Here is a 14,509-nt window from a genome sequence, read left to right as displayed (position 1 = left end):
AAATATTAAATGTAATTTTCACAATTATAATTAATTATAGAACAAATCATTTTCTCTTAGTAGATTTATGGCTTCAAGTACTTTGCATGCAAAAATATTCTAAACAAACCCGTCTACTGGTTGCTGTAGACTGTATTATTTTTGGTTTTGATGGAGAAAAGCTTAAACTTTTACTCATACAGCGTGATTTTGAACCCGAAAAGAGTAAATGGAGCTTAATGGGTGGCTTTTTAAAGCCCGATGAAACCCCAGAAAATGCCGCAAATAGAGTTCTAAAGCAGCTTACAGGATTAGAAAATGTTTATTTAGAACAAACTGAGGTTTTTGGTGATATTCACCGCGACCCTATAGAACGCACCCTAAGTATTGCTTACCATGCATTGGTAGATATTCATCAATATGAAACGCAATTGAGTAATGATTACCATGCCGAGTGGTTTGAGATTAACCAATTGCCAGATTTAATTTTTGACCATAACCAGATGGTTAAAAAAGCAAAAGAAAAGATCAGGTATAAAGCTGCTTTACACCCTATATTATTTGAGTTATTACCAGAAAAATTTACCATTCCACAAATTCTTGCATTGTACGAACAGGTATTTGATACCGCATTAGATAAAAGAAACTTCAGTAGGAAATTATTCTCAACGGGTTTAATCATCAAACAACAAGAAAAAGACAAGCTAAATTCTAAAAAAGGCGCTTTTTATTATAAACTAGATAAAGCTACTTACAAAAGCAAGTTCGAAAACTTCTTCCATTTTATATCAAACCCTACAGAACTTAAATAGGATTTAAAGCCACTACTTGGCCAATAATTATTAATGCCGGGTGGGTAATTTTCGCATCTTCTGCCATAGCAGATAAATCTTTCACTTTGCCTTTAACGGTCTTCTTATGAGGTAAAGAGGCATGTTGCACAATAGCCGCTGGGGTATCACCTCTATTTACCTCTACATAAGCAAGTGCTATATCAGTAGTTTTTTTCATCCCCATATAAATTACTACTGTGGCGTTACTTTGCATAGCTAGTTTTAAATCTGCTGATAAGCTTCCGTCCTTTTTAGTTCCGGTTACTACCCAAATACTTTCACTTACCGAGCGGTGTGTTAAAGGAATATCCTCAAAACCAAGTGCCTGCATACTGCTTATTCCAGGGATATAAAAAGTCTCTATTCCATGTGTTCTGGCAAATAAAATTTCTTCAAATCCTCTACCAAATATATAAGGGTCTCCGCCTTTTAACCTAATAACCATTCCCTTTTCAAAAGCTTTTTCTTTTATCAATTCTAGAATACGCTCTTGCGGAGTATACTCGCCATAAGGCTGTTTACCAACATAAATACATTCGCAATCTTGAGGAGCAAGTTCTAATAACGCCTTATTTGCCAAATTATCATACAATATTACACTAGCGGTTTGTAATAACTTATAAGCTTTCACGGTAAGCAATTCGGGGTCGCCCGGACCAGCTCCTACTACATATAATTGGGGAAGTAACGCACTCATCTACTAAAATAAAAACGTTTAAAACTATAAATAAAATTGTATTGCTAGAAATTATTATCAATACTTTAAAAAATCAAAAAAATTATCTCTCACAAATCAAATTTTCAATAAAAAAAGATTAAAAATCAAAATTAAATACCAAAAAGCAGTTAAACACAACACCTTAAAGCTGTTTAACTTAATATTTTGATAGTAAATAATGTGTTATTTTAAAAAACATAAAATTTATGACACAATTTTAATACTTTTTTTAGTCTTTTATTAAATTTTATATGATTTATAAAACATTTATATTAATTTTTTATAATTGTTTAAGCAAAAAGCATGATTTATATCATCTTTTACATTAATAAAATTTAATTTATATCAATATGGACGCAAAACACAAAAAAAACATCATAATTATTGGCAATGGAATGGTTGGATATAAGTTTTGCGAGAAAATTATTGCCAAATCAGATGAGTTTAATCTTATAGTTTTTGGCGAAGAGCCAAGAAGAGCCTATGATAGAGTACATTTAAGCGAATATTTTAACGGAAAAACCGCTGAAGACCTCAGCATGTCGCCAGCAAACTGGTATCAAGAGAACCACATAACATTACATTTATCAGATCCTATATTAGAAATCAACAGACAAAATAAAACCGTTCATTCTCAAAAAGGCATTTTACAACCTTATGATTACCTCGTTCTAGCAACAGGCTCTTCTGCTTTTGTACCAAACATACCTGGTGTAGAAAAAGAAGGTGTTTTTGTATACCGCACTATAGAAGACCTAGAGCTGATGAAAAACTACGCACTAAAAGCAAAAAAAGGTGCTGTTATGGGTGGTGGTTTACTTGGCTTAGAAGCAGCAAAAGCACTGCTAGATTTAGGTATAGCAGAAACCCACGTGATAGAATTTGCCCCCAGATTAATGCCTAGACAAGTTGATAGCGCAGGAAGCAAACTTCTTCAAAATAAACTTCAAGAATTAGATCTTCAAATACATCTTAATAAAAGTACTAGCCAAATTGTTGGCGATGGTAAAATAGAAGCTCTTGCTTTTAATGATGACACGCAACTAGAGTTAGACATGCTAGTTATTTCTGCCGGCATAAGACCTAGAGATGAACTTGCAAAACTATCCGGCTTAGATGTTGGTGCCAGAGGTGGAATTTTAGTTAACGAAAAACTACAAACCAGCGACCCTAATATTTTCGCCATTGGCGAATGCGCTTTATATAAAGACATGATTTATGGTTTAGTAGCCCCAGGTTATGAAATGGCCGAAGTTGTTGCTGCAAATATCTGTCAGCAAGAAAAGTATTTCTATGGCTTTGATATGAGCACCAAACTTAAACTAATAGGTGTTGATGTAGCTAGCTTTGGCGATGCCTTTGTTACCGAGCCCGAAGGTAGAACCATTGTTTTTGAGGATACTCATAAAGGTATTTACAAGCGAATAAATATCACCAATGATGGAAAACACCTTCTTGGTGGTATTCTTATTGGCGATGCTGATGCTTACAATATCTTATTACAAACGGTTAACAACAAAATTATACTACCACCAAACCCAGAAGATTTAATACTGGGTAGCCGCGGTGGAGAAACTGATGGTGGTGCTGGCGTGATGAGTTTACCAGACGATGCTTTAATTTGCTCTTGCGAGGCTGTAACCAAAGGCATGATTTGCGGTGCCGTAAGCGATGGAACAGCAAGTTCTATAGACGACATAAAAAAATGTACTAAAGCAGGTACCGGATGTGGTGGTTGCGTTCCTTTAGTTAAAGATTTAATTACCGGAACCATGCAAGAAAATGGCGTATACATCAAAAACGTTATTTGCGAACATTTTGATTATTCTAGACAAGAACTGCTAGATCTTATCAAGCTCAATAAAATTAAAGATTATGATACCGCTTTAGATCATTTTGGTAAAGGCGATGGATGCGAGGTTTGCAAACCAGCTATCGCTAATATTTTAGCTGGCGTTTGGAATGATTTAATCCTAAAACAAGACACCATTCAAGACAGTAACGATAGATTTTTGGCTAATATCCAAAAAGGAGGAACGTATTCTGTTGTTCCTAGAATTGCAGGCGGAGAAATCACACCAGAAAAACTTATCGTAATTGGGCAAGTAGCTCAAAAATATAACCTCTATACCAAAATAACTGGCGGCCAAAGGATTGATTTATTTGGCGCTCATTTAACTGATTTACCAGCCATTTGGGAAGAACTTATTGATGCCGGCTTTGAAAGCGGGCATGCTTATGGAAAATCTTTAAGAACCGTAAAAAGTTGTGTAGGAAGCACTTGGTGCCGCTTTGGTTTACAAGACAGTGTAAGTTTTGCTATAGAAGTAGAAGATAGATACAAAGGCTTACGCTCGCCACATAAACTTAAAGGTGGTGTTTCTGGCTGTATCAGAGAATGTGCCGAAGCGCAATCTAAAGACTTTGGTATCATCGCTACAGAAAAAGGCTATAACTTATATGTATGTGGCAACGGAGGCTCTAAACCTCAGCATGCTTTATTGCTTGCCGCAGATATTGATAAAGAAACCTGTATCAAATACCTAGATAGATTTTTAATGTTTTATGTAAGAACTGCCGATCCGTTAACCAGAACAGCAACTTGGTTAAATAAAATGGAAGGCGGCATTACCTATCTCAAAAATGTAATCGTGAATGATAGTTTAGGCATTGCCGAAGAACTAGAAAGCGCTATGCATTACCATGTAGATACCTATAAATGCGAATGGAAAGCTGCTATAGAAAACCCAGAAATGAAAAAAAGATTTGCACACTTTGTTAATGCTCCAGAGGAAAAAGACCCAACCGTAAAATTTGCCCCAATGCGAGAGCAAGTAAAAGCAGAGGCTTGGTAATTTTCAATAACAGATTAAAAAACAAAGATTTAAACACCAAAATTATGAGCGAGATATTAGAATTAAATCATCAAATAGAAACCACAGCAGTTTCTGAAAATTTATTTTTTGCTTGTTATACAGATGATGTTCCACAAAATGGCGGAGCTTGTGTAAAATATAAAGACACGCAAATAGCTATCTTCAATTTTACCCGCCGAGGAGAGTGGTATGCCACACAAAACCTTTGTCCGCATAAGCAGCAAATGGCATTATCTAGAGGGATGATAGGCAGCACCGGACATGATTGTGAACCTAAGGTTGCTTGCCCTTTCCATAAAAAAACTTTCTCTTTAAAAAGTGGCGATTGCCTTAGCGGCGATGACTATTCTATTAAAATTTATCCCGTTTTAATTGAAGAAGGTAAAGTTTATATCCGTATAGATTAAAGCATAAATAATTTAAAGCTATGCTTACCTTTGAAGCAAAGCCATAGCAGCATGAGAGATATCAGCAGCAAACAAATAACCTTAAGAAGTGCAACCGCAGTTGGAGCTATTTTTTGTTCCGAAGCCACTATTGCTCTTATTAAAGACGAACAACTTCCGAAAGGAAACCTATTTGATGTTGCTAAAGCAGCTGGGTTTATTGGCGCCAAACTTACACCACAATTGTTACCACATTGCCACCCCGTTGCTATTGATGGCATGGATTTAAAATTTGAATTTTTAAACCCAGAACTTCATCAACATTGGTTTAACCAGTCTTTATCGGGCAAAAGTGGCATCATCATTTATGGCGAAGCAAAATCTATTGGCAGAACAGGTATAGAAATGGAAACCTTAACAGCCGTTTCTGTGGCAGCATTAGAAATTTACGATATGCTAAAGCCTGTTGATAAAGCATTGGAAATATCAGGAATTAAACTACTAGATAAAAAAGGCGGAAAAAGCGATAAGAAAAAGTTCTTCGCTACCTCTCCTACTTGTGCTATTTTAGTATGCTCAGACAGTACAGCAGCAGGTAAAAGAGAAGATAAAAGCGGCCTACTTATCAAAGAAATGCTTAGCAAGGTAAACGCCAATATAACAGATTATCAAATAGTTGCTGATGATAAAGCTGAAATTCAAGAAACTATTTTAGCCTGGGTAAAACAAGACATCCAATTTATATTTACCACTGGCGGAACAGGCTTAGGCCCACGCGACAATACCGTTGAAGCTGTTAAAGAAATTTTAGAAAGAGATGCCGATGGTATAACCGAAGCCATGCGTAGTTTTGGTCAGCAACGCACTCCACTAGCTATGATGAGTAGAGGCGTAGCGGGTTCTATCTCTCATAGCTTAATTATAACTTTACCCGGCAGTACAGATGGCGCTAGAGAATCTCTGGAGGCTATATTACCAGCAGTTTTCCATGCCAGAAAAATGATGAAAGGCGGAGGTCATTAATCATGATTTCTTACCAAAAGGCGCTGGAAATTATCCAATCAAAAGCAAAATCTTTTGGTACTGAAGAGGTGCATTTAGACGATGCTTTAGACCGTATTTTAGCTGAAGATATTTTTGCCAATAGAGATTTCCCTCCTTTTAACAGAGCCGCTATGGACGGTATCGCCATCCACATCCAAGATTTAGAAAAAGGTATTTCATCATACCATATTGCAGAAACCATTTATGCCGGAGACGATAGCTTTAAAAAACTAGAAAGTGGCGAATGCTATAAAATCATGACAGGTGCTGCTGTTCCTGAAAGTGCCAATATCGTCATCCGTAACGAGGATATTTTGTTTGAAAATGGAACAGCAAAATTAAACATTGACAGTTCTAAAATCTATCAAAATATTGCCAAAAAGGGGCAAGATTTAAAAAAAAGCGAATTGGTTTTACCCCAAGAAAGCCAAATTAATACAGCAAAAATTGGCTTATTAGCCGCCTTAGGGAAACATACATTAAAAGTACAAAAACTGCCTCAAGTTGCTGTGCTAACTACAGGGAACGAGGTTGTACCGGTTCATCAAACAGCATCAGCAACGCAGATAAACAATAGCAACTTACATTTATTAAAAGCTTTACTTAGAAAACTAGGAATAAATCCTATAAAAGCAGAGCATCTTGCTGATGAAAAAGATATCATCAGAACAGCTCTTAAAGATGCGCTTAGCGCCGATATTATCATTTTAAATGGCGGTGTTTCTGCCGGAGATGCAGATTTTATACCAGAAATTTTAGAAGAATTAGGTGTAAAAAAGCTTTTTCATAAAGTAGCTATAAGACCGGGGAAACCAATTTGGTGCGGATATTTGAATGATAAAATGATTTTTGCCTTACCGGGAAATCCTTTCTCTTGTTTAGTTACTTTTAAGATTTTTGTTGAACCTTTTATTTTTTCTTGTTTAGGGATACATAATCATGATGAACAGTTACCTTTAAGTTTTACAAGGAAAGGAAAAACATCATTAGATGAGTTTTTTCCTGTTTTCAACACCCAAAAAGAACTACAATATTTGCCTATAAATGGCTCCGGAGATATTAGATTAGGATTACAAGCAAATGCTGTTGCATGGCATCCAGCTGAAATTACAGATTTAGAAAAAGGAGCCTCCGTTTTTTTCAAGTCACTCCAATAATTCTTAAATAATAGTATTAGTTAAAGCCGCTAGTTTAGGTCTATCATGAATCATGATATCCTTTCCCTCTAAACGTAATATTTTATGCTCTACCAGTTCATTTATAGTTCTAAAAACAGTTTCATAAGTAGCCCCAGCGTAAGAAGCTAAATCTTGTCTGGTTAAACTAATATTTAAGCCTCCGTTTGGCGCACTTCCAAATTGCTCTTCTAAATTAAATAAGGCTTGTGCTACCCTACCTTTTACAGACATGTGTGCCAGATTTCTCATTTTACGTTCAGATTCTTGCAGTTCATCAGCAAAAAACAACATCAATTGGTAAGTAAACTCGTTATTTACTTTTAAGGTAGCGTTGAAAAACTCTAATCCAATAAAACATACTGTTGAAGCCTCTAAAGCTGTTGCCGATATGGGATAAACTAAACTTTTACTACCTAAACCTCTATGCCCTATGATAGCTCCTTTATTAGCGAACCTTACAATTAACTCCTTATCGCCCCATTTTTTATGTACTTTAACAATTCCATCAAAAACAAAATAAATACCTGTTACACGTTCTCCTTCTTCAATGATTTTTTCACCCTTTTTACTTGAAATGTTTTCCTGTGTGCATGAATAGCCGGATGCCACTCTTTTAAACACATTTTACACATAAAACAAGTTTGTAAATCACATTCTACTTTACTTTTTTTCATTAAATTCAGTTTATAAATAAAAAATAGAGCTCATTATACCTTTTTTAATCGTGATTTTATGAAATCACCAAAATAAACCTAAAAATACAAGTAATAACCTTTAGTATTTTAATTAACCTTAAAAAAGACTATAAATTTTACATAAAAATCGAATTAATTTTTTAATTAAGTGAATTTTACAATATTTAATATTAAAAACATAAGGATTTTTGATATAAAAAACATAAAATCACTAACATTTTATTAAAATTTTTAGATATTTATTATGTTTTTATTGTAAAAAAGTAAAATTGAGAAGATTTTAAGTATAAATTATTACAAAAAATATAAAATTTACTGTTTTATGTAAAATTTTTAGCACATTTTTATTATATATATTATATTTATAACATTAAAACGTAGAAAAAAATCTAAAATATATAATATGAATAAATCAAACTAACAGAAAACAAAAAGCCCACCAGGAAGTCGCAATTCCTAATGGGCTAAATAGTCAACTTGCTCACACAAATTAAACTTAAACAAATGTATAAATTTTTATCAAACCGTGTAAGGTCTGGTCGCAGAGATTTTACACCCCAAAAAAACATCCTCCAAAGGAAGAAAGTAATCTTTCAAAAACTACTTTACATCTTCCTTATAACATTATCATCGGCGCAAGCGCATGCTCAATTTTCTTTAACTGGCCAAATAAGACCTCGTGGCGAAGTAAGAAAAGGCTTTGCAAATTTGGTCCCTAATGGCGCAAAAACAGCTGCATTTATTTCGCAAAGAACAAGATTAAATTTTGGTTATAAGTGGGAAAGACTAACTTTTGGCGTAAGTGCACAAGATGTAAGAGTATGGGGGCAAGACGCCTCTACCATATCTCAGGCAGACGGCAGTCGTTTTATGCTTCATGAAAGCTGGGCTGATTTAACTTTAGCAAATAAGGCCGATACGACCATTAAGTTTAAGCTATTTGACAACCTTTCTTTAAAAATTGGCCGCCAAGAATTAATTTATGATGATGCCCGTTTATTAGGCAATTTAGATTGGCTTCAACAAGGGCGTAGGTTTGACATGGCCTTGCTAAAAGTAGTGCACCAAGGCTGGCAGGTAGATATTGGTTATGCTTTTAACCAAAACAATGAAAACTTTACCAGAACCAATTATGTGCCTGCTAATATCCCTACCAATGTAAAAAACAATAATGGTATTTTGGTGCCTACACCTGCCAATATGATACCTTTAGTAAATGCCGCAGGCAACAGTACTAAAACAGGTAACCCTACATTTACAAACCCACCTAATACCAATGGCGGAAACCAAGACTATAAAAACTTTACTAGTGTTTATGTAGCCAGAAAATTTGGCCAGACTAAAATATCAGCACTTTATTTCCATGATGAGTTTGGAAAATACCGACTAGATAGTGTAAATAGTGGCGGAGGAAAAGTTTACGGAAGATTTTTTGATGTTAACGGAACCCATAACAGAAACACCTTTGGTGCTATGATTACACCTGTTTTTGGTAATGCTTCAGGTTTCGGCAAAGTAGCTGTACAAGCGGCTTATTATCACCAAAACGGGCATGATAGAGATGGCAAAAAGCTAGACGCTTACCATTATACCATTAGCGCTAATTACAGTAAAGGCAAATTTACTTTAGGTCCTGGTTTTGACTATTTATCGGGCAATAAAACAACGACTCCTACAACTGAAAGCAATAGGTTTGACCCACTATATGGCACCCCGCATAAGTTTTGGGGCACTATGGATTATTTTTATGCCCCAACAGGCTCGCCTGCTGCTGGTTTAAAAGATTATTACTTTAAAACCAAATTTACAGCCAATCAATTTTATGTTATAGCAGACTATCATTTGTTTGAAACTGCCCAAGCTTTAGCCAATAGCAACTCTCAAAAACTTGGACAAGAAATAGATCTAGGCATCAATTATACCCTCAACAAATTTACCACGGTAGAACTAGGCTACTCTATCATGAAAGCCAAAGACAATATGGTTATCGCAAAAGCTCAACCTGGTTCTCCGGCAGATTATAATAAAACAGGGCATTTTGGCTATTTGATGATTAATATCAAACCAGATTTCTTGTACACCAAACCATCAGCTATTAAACAATAACATTAAATCTTTTAATATCATGAAACGTATTATAAACAACCTTTTAGGAGTATTTTTTGCCCTCATATTAGTACTTAACTCTTTAACAGTTAGCGCAAAAAAAATAAAACTAGGCTTTATCCCTTTAACAGATTGCGCTCCATTAGTAGCCGCAAAAGAACTTGGTCTTTTTGCTAAATATGGTCTTGATGTGGAACTATCTAAAGAAGCATCTTGGGCAAATATCAGAGATAAAATCCTTAACGGGGAGCTAGACGGCGCACATTGCTTGTTTTCTATGCCTTTTTCTGTTTACACAGGTATTGGAGGCAAAGCAGGTTCAGAAATGAAAATTGCTATGGTGCTTAACAATAACGGACAAGCCATAACCCTATCTAAAGATTTTTGTAACCTATTGGGATATAAAGAAATAGCTAAAGTTGGTGCTGCCATTAAGAAAATACAAGCTAGAAAAGAAGTAACATTTGCCATGACTTTCCCCGGCGGAACCCACGACATATGGCTACGTAACTGGCTTGCAGCTGCTGGTGTTAATCAAAAATCGGTTGGTATTATTACTATTCCACCGCCACAAATGGTTGCCAACATGAAGGTTGATAATATGGAAGGTTTCTCTGTAGGCGAACCTTGGAATGGCGTTGCAGCATCACAAGGTATTGGTTTTACACACATCGCTTCACAAGATATTTGGAAAGACCACCCAGAGAAAGCTTTAGTAGTAAATGCTGCTTTTGCCAACACCAACAAACAAGAGCTTAAACAAATGATGAAAGCCATTATAGAGGCTTGCAAGTGGCTTGATGTATTGAGCAATAGAAAAAAAGCGGCTACTTGGCTAACCAAACCTTATTATGTTAATGCCCCATTGGCTGTAATAGAAGCCAGATTAATGGGTTCTAGCGATTTGGGTTGCGATTTAGGTGTTCAAAGATATAAAGGCGACTTTATGACTTTTTACAAAGGAGGTTTGGTAAACACTCCTAGAAAATCACATGGGATGTGGTTTATGGCACAATATGTAAGATTTGGAATGCTAAAAGCAGAACCTAATTACAAAGCCGTTGCAGAAAAATTAGTGCTTGATGATTTATTTGCTGAAGTAGCTAAAGAAATGAAAGTGCCTATCCAGCCAGATATGGTTCCTTTTAAAACTACTTACGATGTAAGTTTTGACCCTGCAAACATTGGCGCTTATCTAAAAACTACCAAAAAATAAAGAAAATTTAGTTTAGGTCCGAAACCCTTTTGTACTACCTAAACCCATTAGTGTAGTACAGGGGTTTCTTTAAAAAAACAACATCATGAAAAATACATTCGTTAAAAACACCATCAGCCAGATTGCCTCATTTGCTGCAAGCATGCTCTTATTATGTTTGATATGGCAAGGCATAACCATCCTTACTGAAAGTGAAATACCCGGTCCTATTGCTACTTGGCAGGTTGCCAAAGAAATGTTTGCCGAACCCTTTTATGATTACGGCCCAAATGATAAAGGTATTGGACTGCAACTTACCGCTTCTTTATGGCGAGTGTTTTTAGGTTTCGGTATTGGAAGTTTAATTGCTATTCCTTTAGGGATATTAATGGGTTCATCCAGATTTATGATGCGCCTTTTTGATCCTATTGTGCAAATACTTCGTCCGGTTTCACCTTTAGCATGGTTCCCTTTGGGCTTATTAGCTTTTAAGGCTGCTGCCGGAGCTACCATATTTATCATTACCATTACCTCCTTATGGCCAACTTTAATCAATACCTCTTTTGGTGTAGCCCACATACCGCAAGACCATAAAAATGTAAGCAAAGCTTTTGGATTTTCTAAGTTTAAATACCTTACTAAAATTTTAATCCCTTATACCCTACCCCACATGATAACAGGGCTAAGACTATCTATTGGGATAGCTTGGATGGTGATTGTTGCCGGCGAAATGCTTTCTGGAGGCTCTGGTATTGGCTTTTTTGTGTGGGATAGCTGGAACGGCCTATCCTTAGAGAAAATCTTAGTTGCCATACTCATTATCGGTAGCGTAGGCTTATTACTAGATAAATTCTTTAACACTTTAAAATTGGCTTTTGCCTGGGAAAATAAATAACCTATTAAAATCTTATAACGATGAAAAATTTAACTCAAGAAGAACTAGATCTTTTACAAGCTGAAGAGGCCGAAACCAAAGAAGAAATAGCTAAATTATTAGCACCACCAGCTATCAAAATTAAAAATGTAACCGTTTCTTTTAAAAGCAAAAAAGGTTTATATACTGCTTTAGAAGATATCAGCTTAGATATTAAAAAAGGAGAAATCATTTCTTTAATTGGGCATTCTGGTTGCGGAAAATCAACTTTAATGAACACCATTTCTGGGATGGTAAGCCCAACAAGTGGAGAGGTAATTGCCAATGAACAATTGGTAAAAGGTCCCGGACCAGACAGAGGGATTGTTTTCCAAAATTACTCGCTTTTACCGTGGCTTACGGTGTTTCAAAACATCTATGAAGCGGTAGATTCTTCTTTTAAAAACATCTCTAAAGAAGAGAAAAAAGCTATTGTTGAAAAGAACTTAAAAATGGTAAACCTTTGGGAGCACCAACATAAATTACCTGGTCATTTATCCGGTGGGATGAAACAGCGTGTTGCTATAGCCAGAGCTTTTGCTATAAACCCTAAAATTTTATTGCTTGATGAACCTTTTGGTGCTTTGGATGCCTTAACCAAAAGCGCTATGCATATAGAACTTCTAAAACTTTGGAATTTAGACAATAGAGATAAAACTATTGTAATGGTTACCCATGATATTGAAGAAGCCATATTTTTATCAGACAGAGTTGTGGTTTTAAACAATGGCCCAGCATCAACCATCAAAGAAATTGTGGACATACCCTTAGAAAGACCAAGAAATAAGAAAGAAATCGTTCATCATCCAAAATATAAAGAAATACATGATAGACTATTGAGTTTATTGATAGATAAATTCTCTATTTCTGATTATTAAGCAATCATCATAGTAAAAAATTGATTTTTTTGCCAATAAAAAAACCATTCAGGCAGATAAAAAAGCTTTTTAAGAATAATTACTCAAATAAAACACTCATCCCGGTAATTATTTACATAAAAAACACCTGTTTGGTGGTTTTTCGATTAAAAAATCATCAATAATTAAATACAAGTCCTAAAAAATCATCAAAAACCAACATAAATAACACCTAAATATTACTAATATCATATAAATTCAAGTATTTGGTTTAAAAATTTGTCTTAAAATATTACTTATTATAAATTTATATCAACAAAAAGAACATTTAATATCAAATTTTTGATATAATTTTTAAAATCACTTAAAAATTATTAGATAAAACAGAATTAAAATCTATCAAATACTAGAATCATGACAAAATCAAGCGAAAAACCATTAGAAAAACTCAACTTATTTAGTATAAAAGGTATACAAATGAGAACTTTTCATGTTACATGGCTCATGTTTTTTGTTTGTTTCTTCGGATGGTTTGGTTTAGCTCCTTTAATGCCAACCATCAGAACAGAGCTTGGTTTAAGTAAAGCCCAAGTTGGTAACCTTATCATAGCCTCGGTAGCCTCTACCATCATAGCCAGGTTAGTAATAGGTAGGCTATGCGATGTTATTGGCCCACGTAAAGCGGCAATTTGGTTATTAAGCTTGGGTTCTTTACCCGTGTTTTTAGTTGGTTTAGCCGATTCTTACGAGACTTTCTTACTGTTCAGGCTAGCTATAGGCGTTATAGGTGCGTCTTTTGTAATTACCCAATACCATACCTCTATGATGTTTGCTCCAAAAATCAAAGGAACCGCCAATGCGATAACCGGAGGATGGGGGAATTTAGGTGGTGGCGTAACCAATATGGTGATGCCCTTAATTTTTGCAGCCATTGTGGGCTTCGGTTATACCGATGCCCAAGCCTGGAGATACGCCATGATTGTACCCGGTTTGATGATGCTTGTAGCCGCTTTCTTATACTGGAAATATACCAAAGATACTCCGGCAGGCAATTTTGATGAGATAAACAAAGAAAAATCAGCCGCAGCCAAAACAGATTGGTCTATTTTGGCCGATTGGCGAGTTTGGGCTCTAACTTTAGCTTACGCCATGTGCTTTGGTATGGAAATAACCTTTGACAACATAGCCGCTCTTCATTTTGTAGACTCTTTCGGCCTATCGCAAAGTAGCGCTGGCTTTTGGGCTGGTGTATTTGGTTTCATGAATATTTTCGCTAGGGCGATGGGTGGCATCGTATCAGACAAAACCGGATTAAAATACGGCTTAAAAGGTAAAGGTATCTTACTAGCTATCATGCTGCTGTTAGAAGGTTTTGGCTTGGTGTTATTTGCTTTATCAGGCTCGTTTGTATTAGCCATTGTTTCTATGTTAACCTTCGCATTATTTTTAAAAATGGCTAATGGTGCTACTTATGGCATTGTGCCTTTTGTTAATGAAAAAAATGTAGGGATGGTAAGCGGTATTGTTGGTGCCGGCGGAAATTTAGGTGGTATGGCTTTCGGCTTTTTATTTAAAGTAGAATCTATCAGCTATGTTCAAGCATTTCAGTACATAGGCTACATCATCATTCTCGTTTCCATCATTATCCTCATTACCAAATTCTCTACAGAGAAAACACAAGCTGTTGATGCTAAAGACTTATCCTTAAAACCATCAAAATAATTTAACC

Annotated in this window: 12 protein-coding genes; 10 read left to right on the top strand and 2 right to left on the bottom strand. The window is 35.5% G+C overall.

The window, feature by feature from the left end; all coding sequences use genetic code 11:
• Positions 1-86: 86 nt before the first annotated feature.
• Complete coding sequence (locus FYC62_RS15560) at positions 87-791, top strand: NUDIX hydrolase (protein ID WP_039452668.1); 705 nt, start codon at positions 87-89, stop codon at positions 789-791.
• Here the strand turns inward: FYC62_RS15560 and cobA are convergent.
• The gene (cobA, locus tag FYC62_RS15555) at positions 784-1,509 is read right to left on the bottom strand and encodes a uroporphyrinogen-III C-methyltransferase (protein ID WP_149075603.1); all 726 of its coding nucleotides are present in this window, start codon (positions 1,507-1,509) and stop codon (positions 784-786) included. The two genes, FYC62_RS15560 and cobA, sit on opposite strands and share 8 nt — an antisense overlap.
• Positions 1,510-1,880: 371 nt before the next feature.
• Here cobA and nirB point away from each other — a divergent pair, with 371 nt between their 5' ends.
• The 4 genes from nirB to FYC62_RS15535 are packed head-to-tail and all read left to right on the top strand — an operon-like array spanning position 1,881 to position 6,993.
• A complete protein-coding gene (gene nirB / locus FYC62_RS15550) occupies positions 1,881-4,385 on the top strand; it encodes a nitrite reductase large subunit NirB (RefSeq protein WP_149075602.1) in 2,505 nt (834 codons plus the stop codon).
• Between the two features lie 44 nt (positions 4,386-4,429).
• Complete coding sequence (gene nirD / locus FYC62_RS15545; protein WP_081987655.1) at positions 4,430-4,813, top strand: nitrite reductase small subunit NirD; 384 nt, start codon at positions 4,430-4,432, stop codon at positions 4,811-4,813.
• 51 nt (positions 4,814-4,864) lie between these two features.
• Complete coding sequence (moaCB, locus tag FYC62_RS15540) at positions 4,865-5,815, top strand: bifunctional molybdenum cofactor biosynthesis protein MoaC/MoaB (protein ID WP_039452674.1); 951 nt, start codon at positions 4,865-4,867, stop codon at positions 5,813-5,815.
• A gap of 2 nt (positions 5,816-5,817) precedes the next feature.
• Complete coding sequence (locus FYC62_RS15535; protein ID WP_149075601.1) at positions 5,818-6,993, top strand: molybdopterin molybdotransferase MoeA; 1,176 nt, start codon at positions 5,818-5,820, stop codon at positions 6,991-6,993.
• Between the two features lie 3 nt (positions 6,994-6,996).
• On the opposite strand, the gene FYC62_RS15530 is transcribed toward FYC62_RS15535, so the two are convergent.
• Complete coding sequence (locus FYC62_RS15530; RefSeq protein WP_240534758.1) at positions 6,997-7,635, bottom strand: Crp/Fnr family transcriptional regulator; 639 nt, start codon at positions 7,633-7,635, stop codon at positions 6,997-6,999.
• A gap of 578 nt (positions 7,636-8,213) precedes the next feature.
• On the opposite strand from FYC62_RS15530, the gene FYC62_RS15525 reads away from it, so the two are divergent.
• The 5 genes from FYC62_RS15525 to FYC62_RS15505 all read left to right on the top strand — a co-directional run bounded on the left by FYC62_RS15525 (position 8,214) and on the right by FYC62_RS15505 (position 14,502).
• Positions 8,214-9,815 (top strand): alginate export family protein, encoded by a 1,602-nt coding sequence (locus tag FYC62_RS15525; RefSeq protein WP_149075600.1) that lies wholly within the window; start codon positions 8,214-8,216, stop codon positions 9,813-9,815.
• Positions 9,816-9,834: 19 nt separating this feature from the next.
• Complete coding sequence (locus FYC62_RS15520) at positions 9,835-11,031, top strand: CmpA/NrtA family ABC transporter substrate-binding protein (protein ID WP_039452679.1); 1,197 nt, start codon at positions 9,835-9,837, stop codon at positions 11,029-11,031.
• Positions 11,032-11,116: 85 nt separating this feature from the next.
• Complete coding sequence (gene ntrB, locus FYC62_RS15515; RefSeq protein WP_052176926.1) at positions 11,117-11,905, top strand: nitrate ABC transporter permease; 789 nt, start codon at positions 11,117-11,119, stop codon at positions 11,903-11,905.
• A 20-nt stretch (positions 11,906-11,925) separates the two neighbouring features.
• A complete protein-coding gene (locus tag FYC62_RS15510; RefSeq protein WP_149075599.1) occupies positions 11,926-12,801 on the top strand; it encodes an ABC transporter ATP-binding protein in 876 nt (291 codons plus the stop codon).
• Positions 12,802-13,194: 393 nt separating this feature from the next.
• Positions 13,195-14,502 carry an MFS transporter gene (locus FYC62_RS15505; RefSeq protein ID WP_149075598.1) on the top strand — a complete coding sequence of 436 codons (1,308 nt, stop codon included), beginning with the start codon at positions 13,195-13,197 and terminating at the stop codon, positions 14,500-14,502.
• Positions 14,503-14,509: the final 7 nt, after the last annotated feature.

This window comes from Pedobacter aquae, assembly GCF_008195825.1.
Classification (GTDB): Bacteria; Bacteroidota; Bacteroidia; order Sphingobacteriales; family Sphingobacteriaceae; genus Pseudopedobacter; species Pseudopedobacter aquae.
This window is presented reverse-complemented; position numbering and strand designations above follow the sequence as displayed.

Bases quoted from the DNA above. Each gene is read 5' to 3' on its own strand.
- FYC62_RS15560 (WP_039452668.1), top strand. From the start codon at position 87: ATGCAAAAATATTCTAAACAAACCCGTCTACTGGTTGCTGTAGACTGT.
- cobA (WP_149075603.1), bottom strand. From the start codon at position 1,509: ATGAGTGCGTTACTTCCCCAATTATATGTAGTAGGAGCTGGTCCGGGC.
- nirB (WP_149075602.1), top strand. From the start codon at position 1,881: ATGGACGCAAAACACAAAAAAAACATCATAATTATTGGCAATGGAATG.
- nirD (WP_081987655.1), top strand. From the start codon at position 4,430: ATGAGCGAGATATTAGAATTAAATCATCAAATAGAAACCACAGCAGTT.
- moaCB (WP_039452674.1), top strand. From the start codon at position 4,865: ATGAGAGATATCAGCAGCAAACAAATAACCTTAAGAAGTGCAACCGCA.
- FYC62_RS15535 (WP_149075601.1), top strand. From the start codon at position 5,818: ATGATTTCTTACCAAAAGGCGCTGGAAATTATCCAATCAAAAGCAAAA.
- FYC62_RS15525 (WP_149075600.1), top strand. From the start codon at position 8,214: ATGTATAAATTTTTATCAAACCGTGTAAGGTCTGGTCGCAGAGATTTT.
- FYC62_RS15520 (WP_039452679.1), top strand. From the start codon at position 9,835: ATGAAACGTATTATAAACAACCTTTTAGGAGTATTTTTTGCCCTCATA.
- ntrB (WP_052176926.1), top strand. From the start codon at position 11,117: ATGAAAAATACATTCGTTAAAAACACCATCAGCCAGATTGCCTCATTT.
- FYC62_RS15510 (WP_149075599.1), top strand. From the start codon at position 11,926: ATGAAAAATTTAACTCAAGAAGAACTAGATCTTTTACAAGCTGAAGAG.
- FYC62_RS15505 (WP_149075598.1), top strand. From the start codon at position 13,195: ATGACAAAATCAAGCGAAAAACCATTAGAAAAACTCAACTTATTTAGT.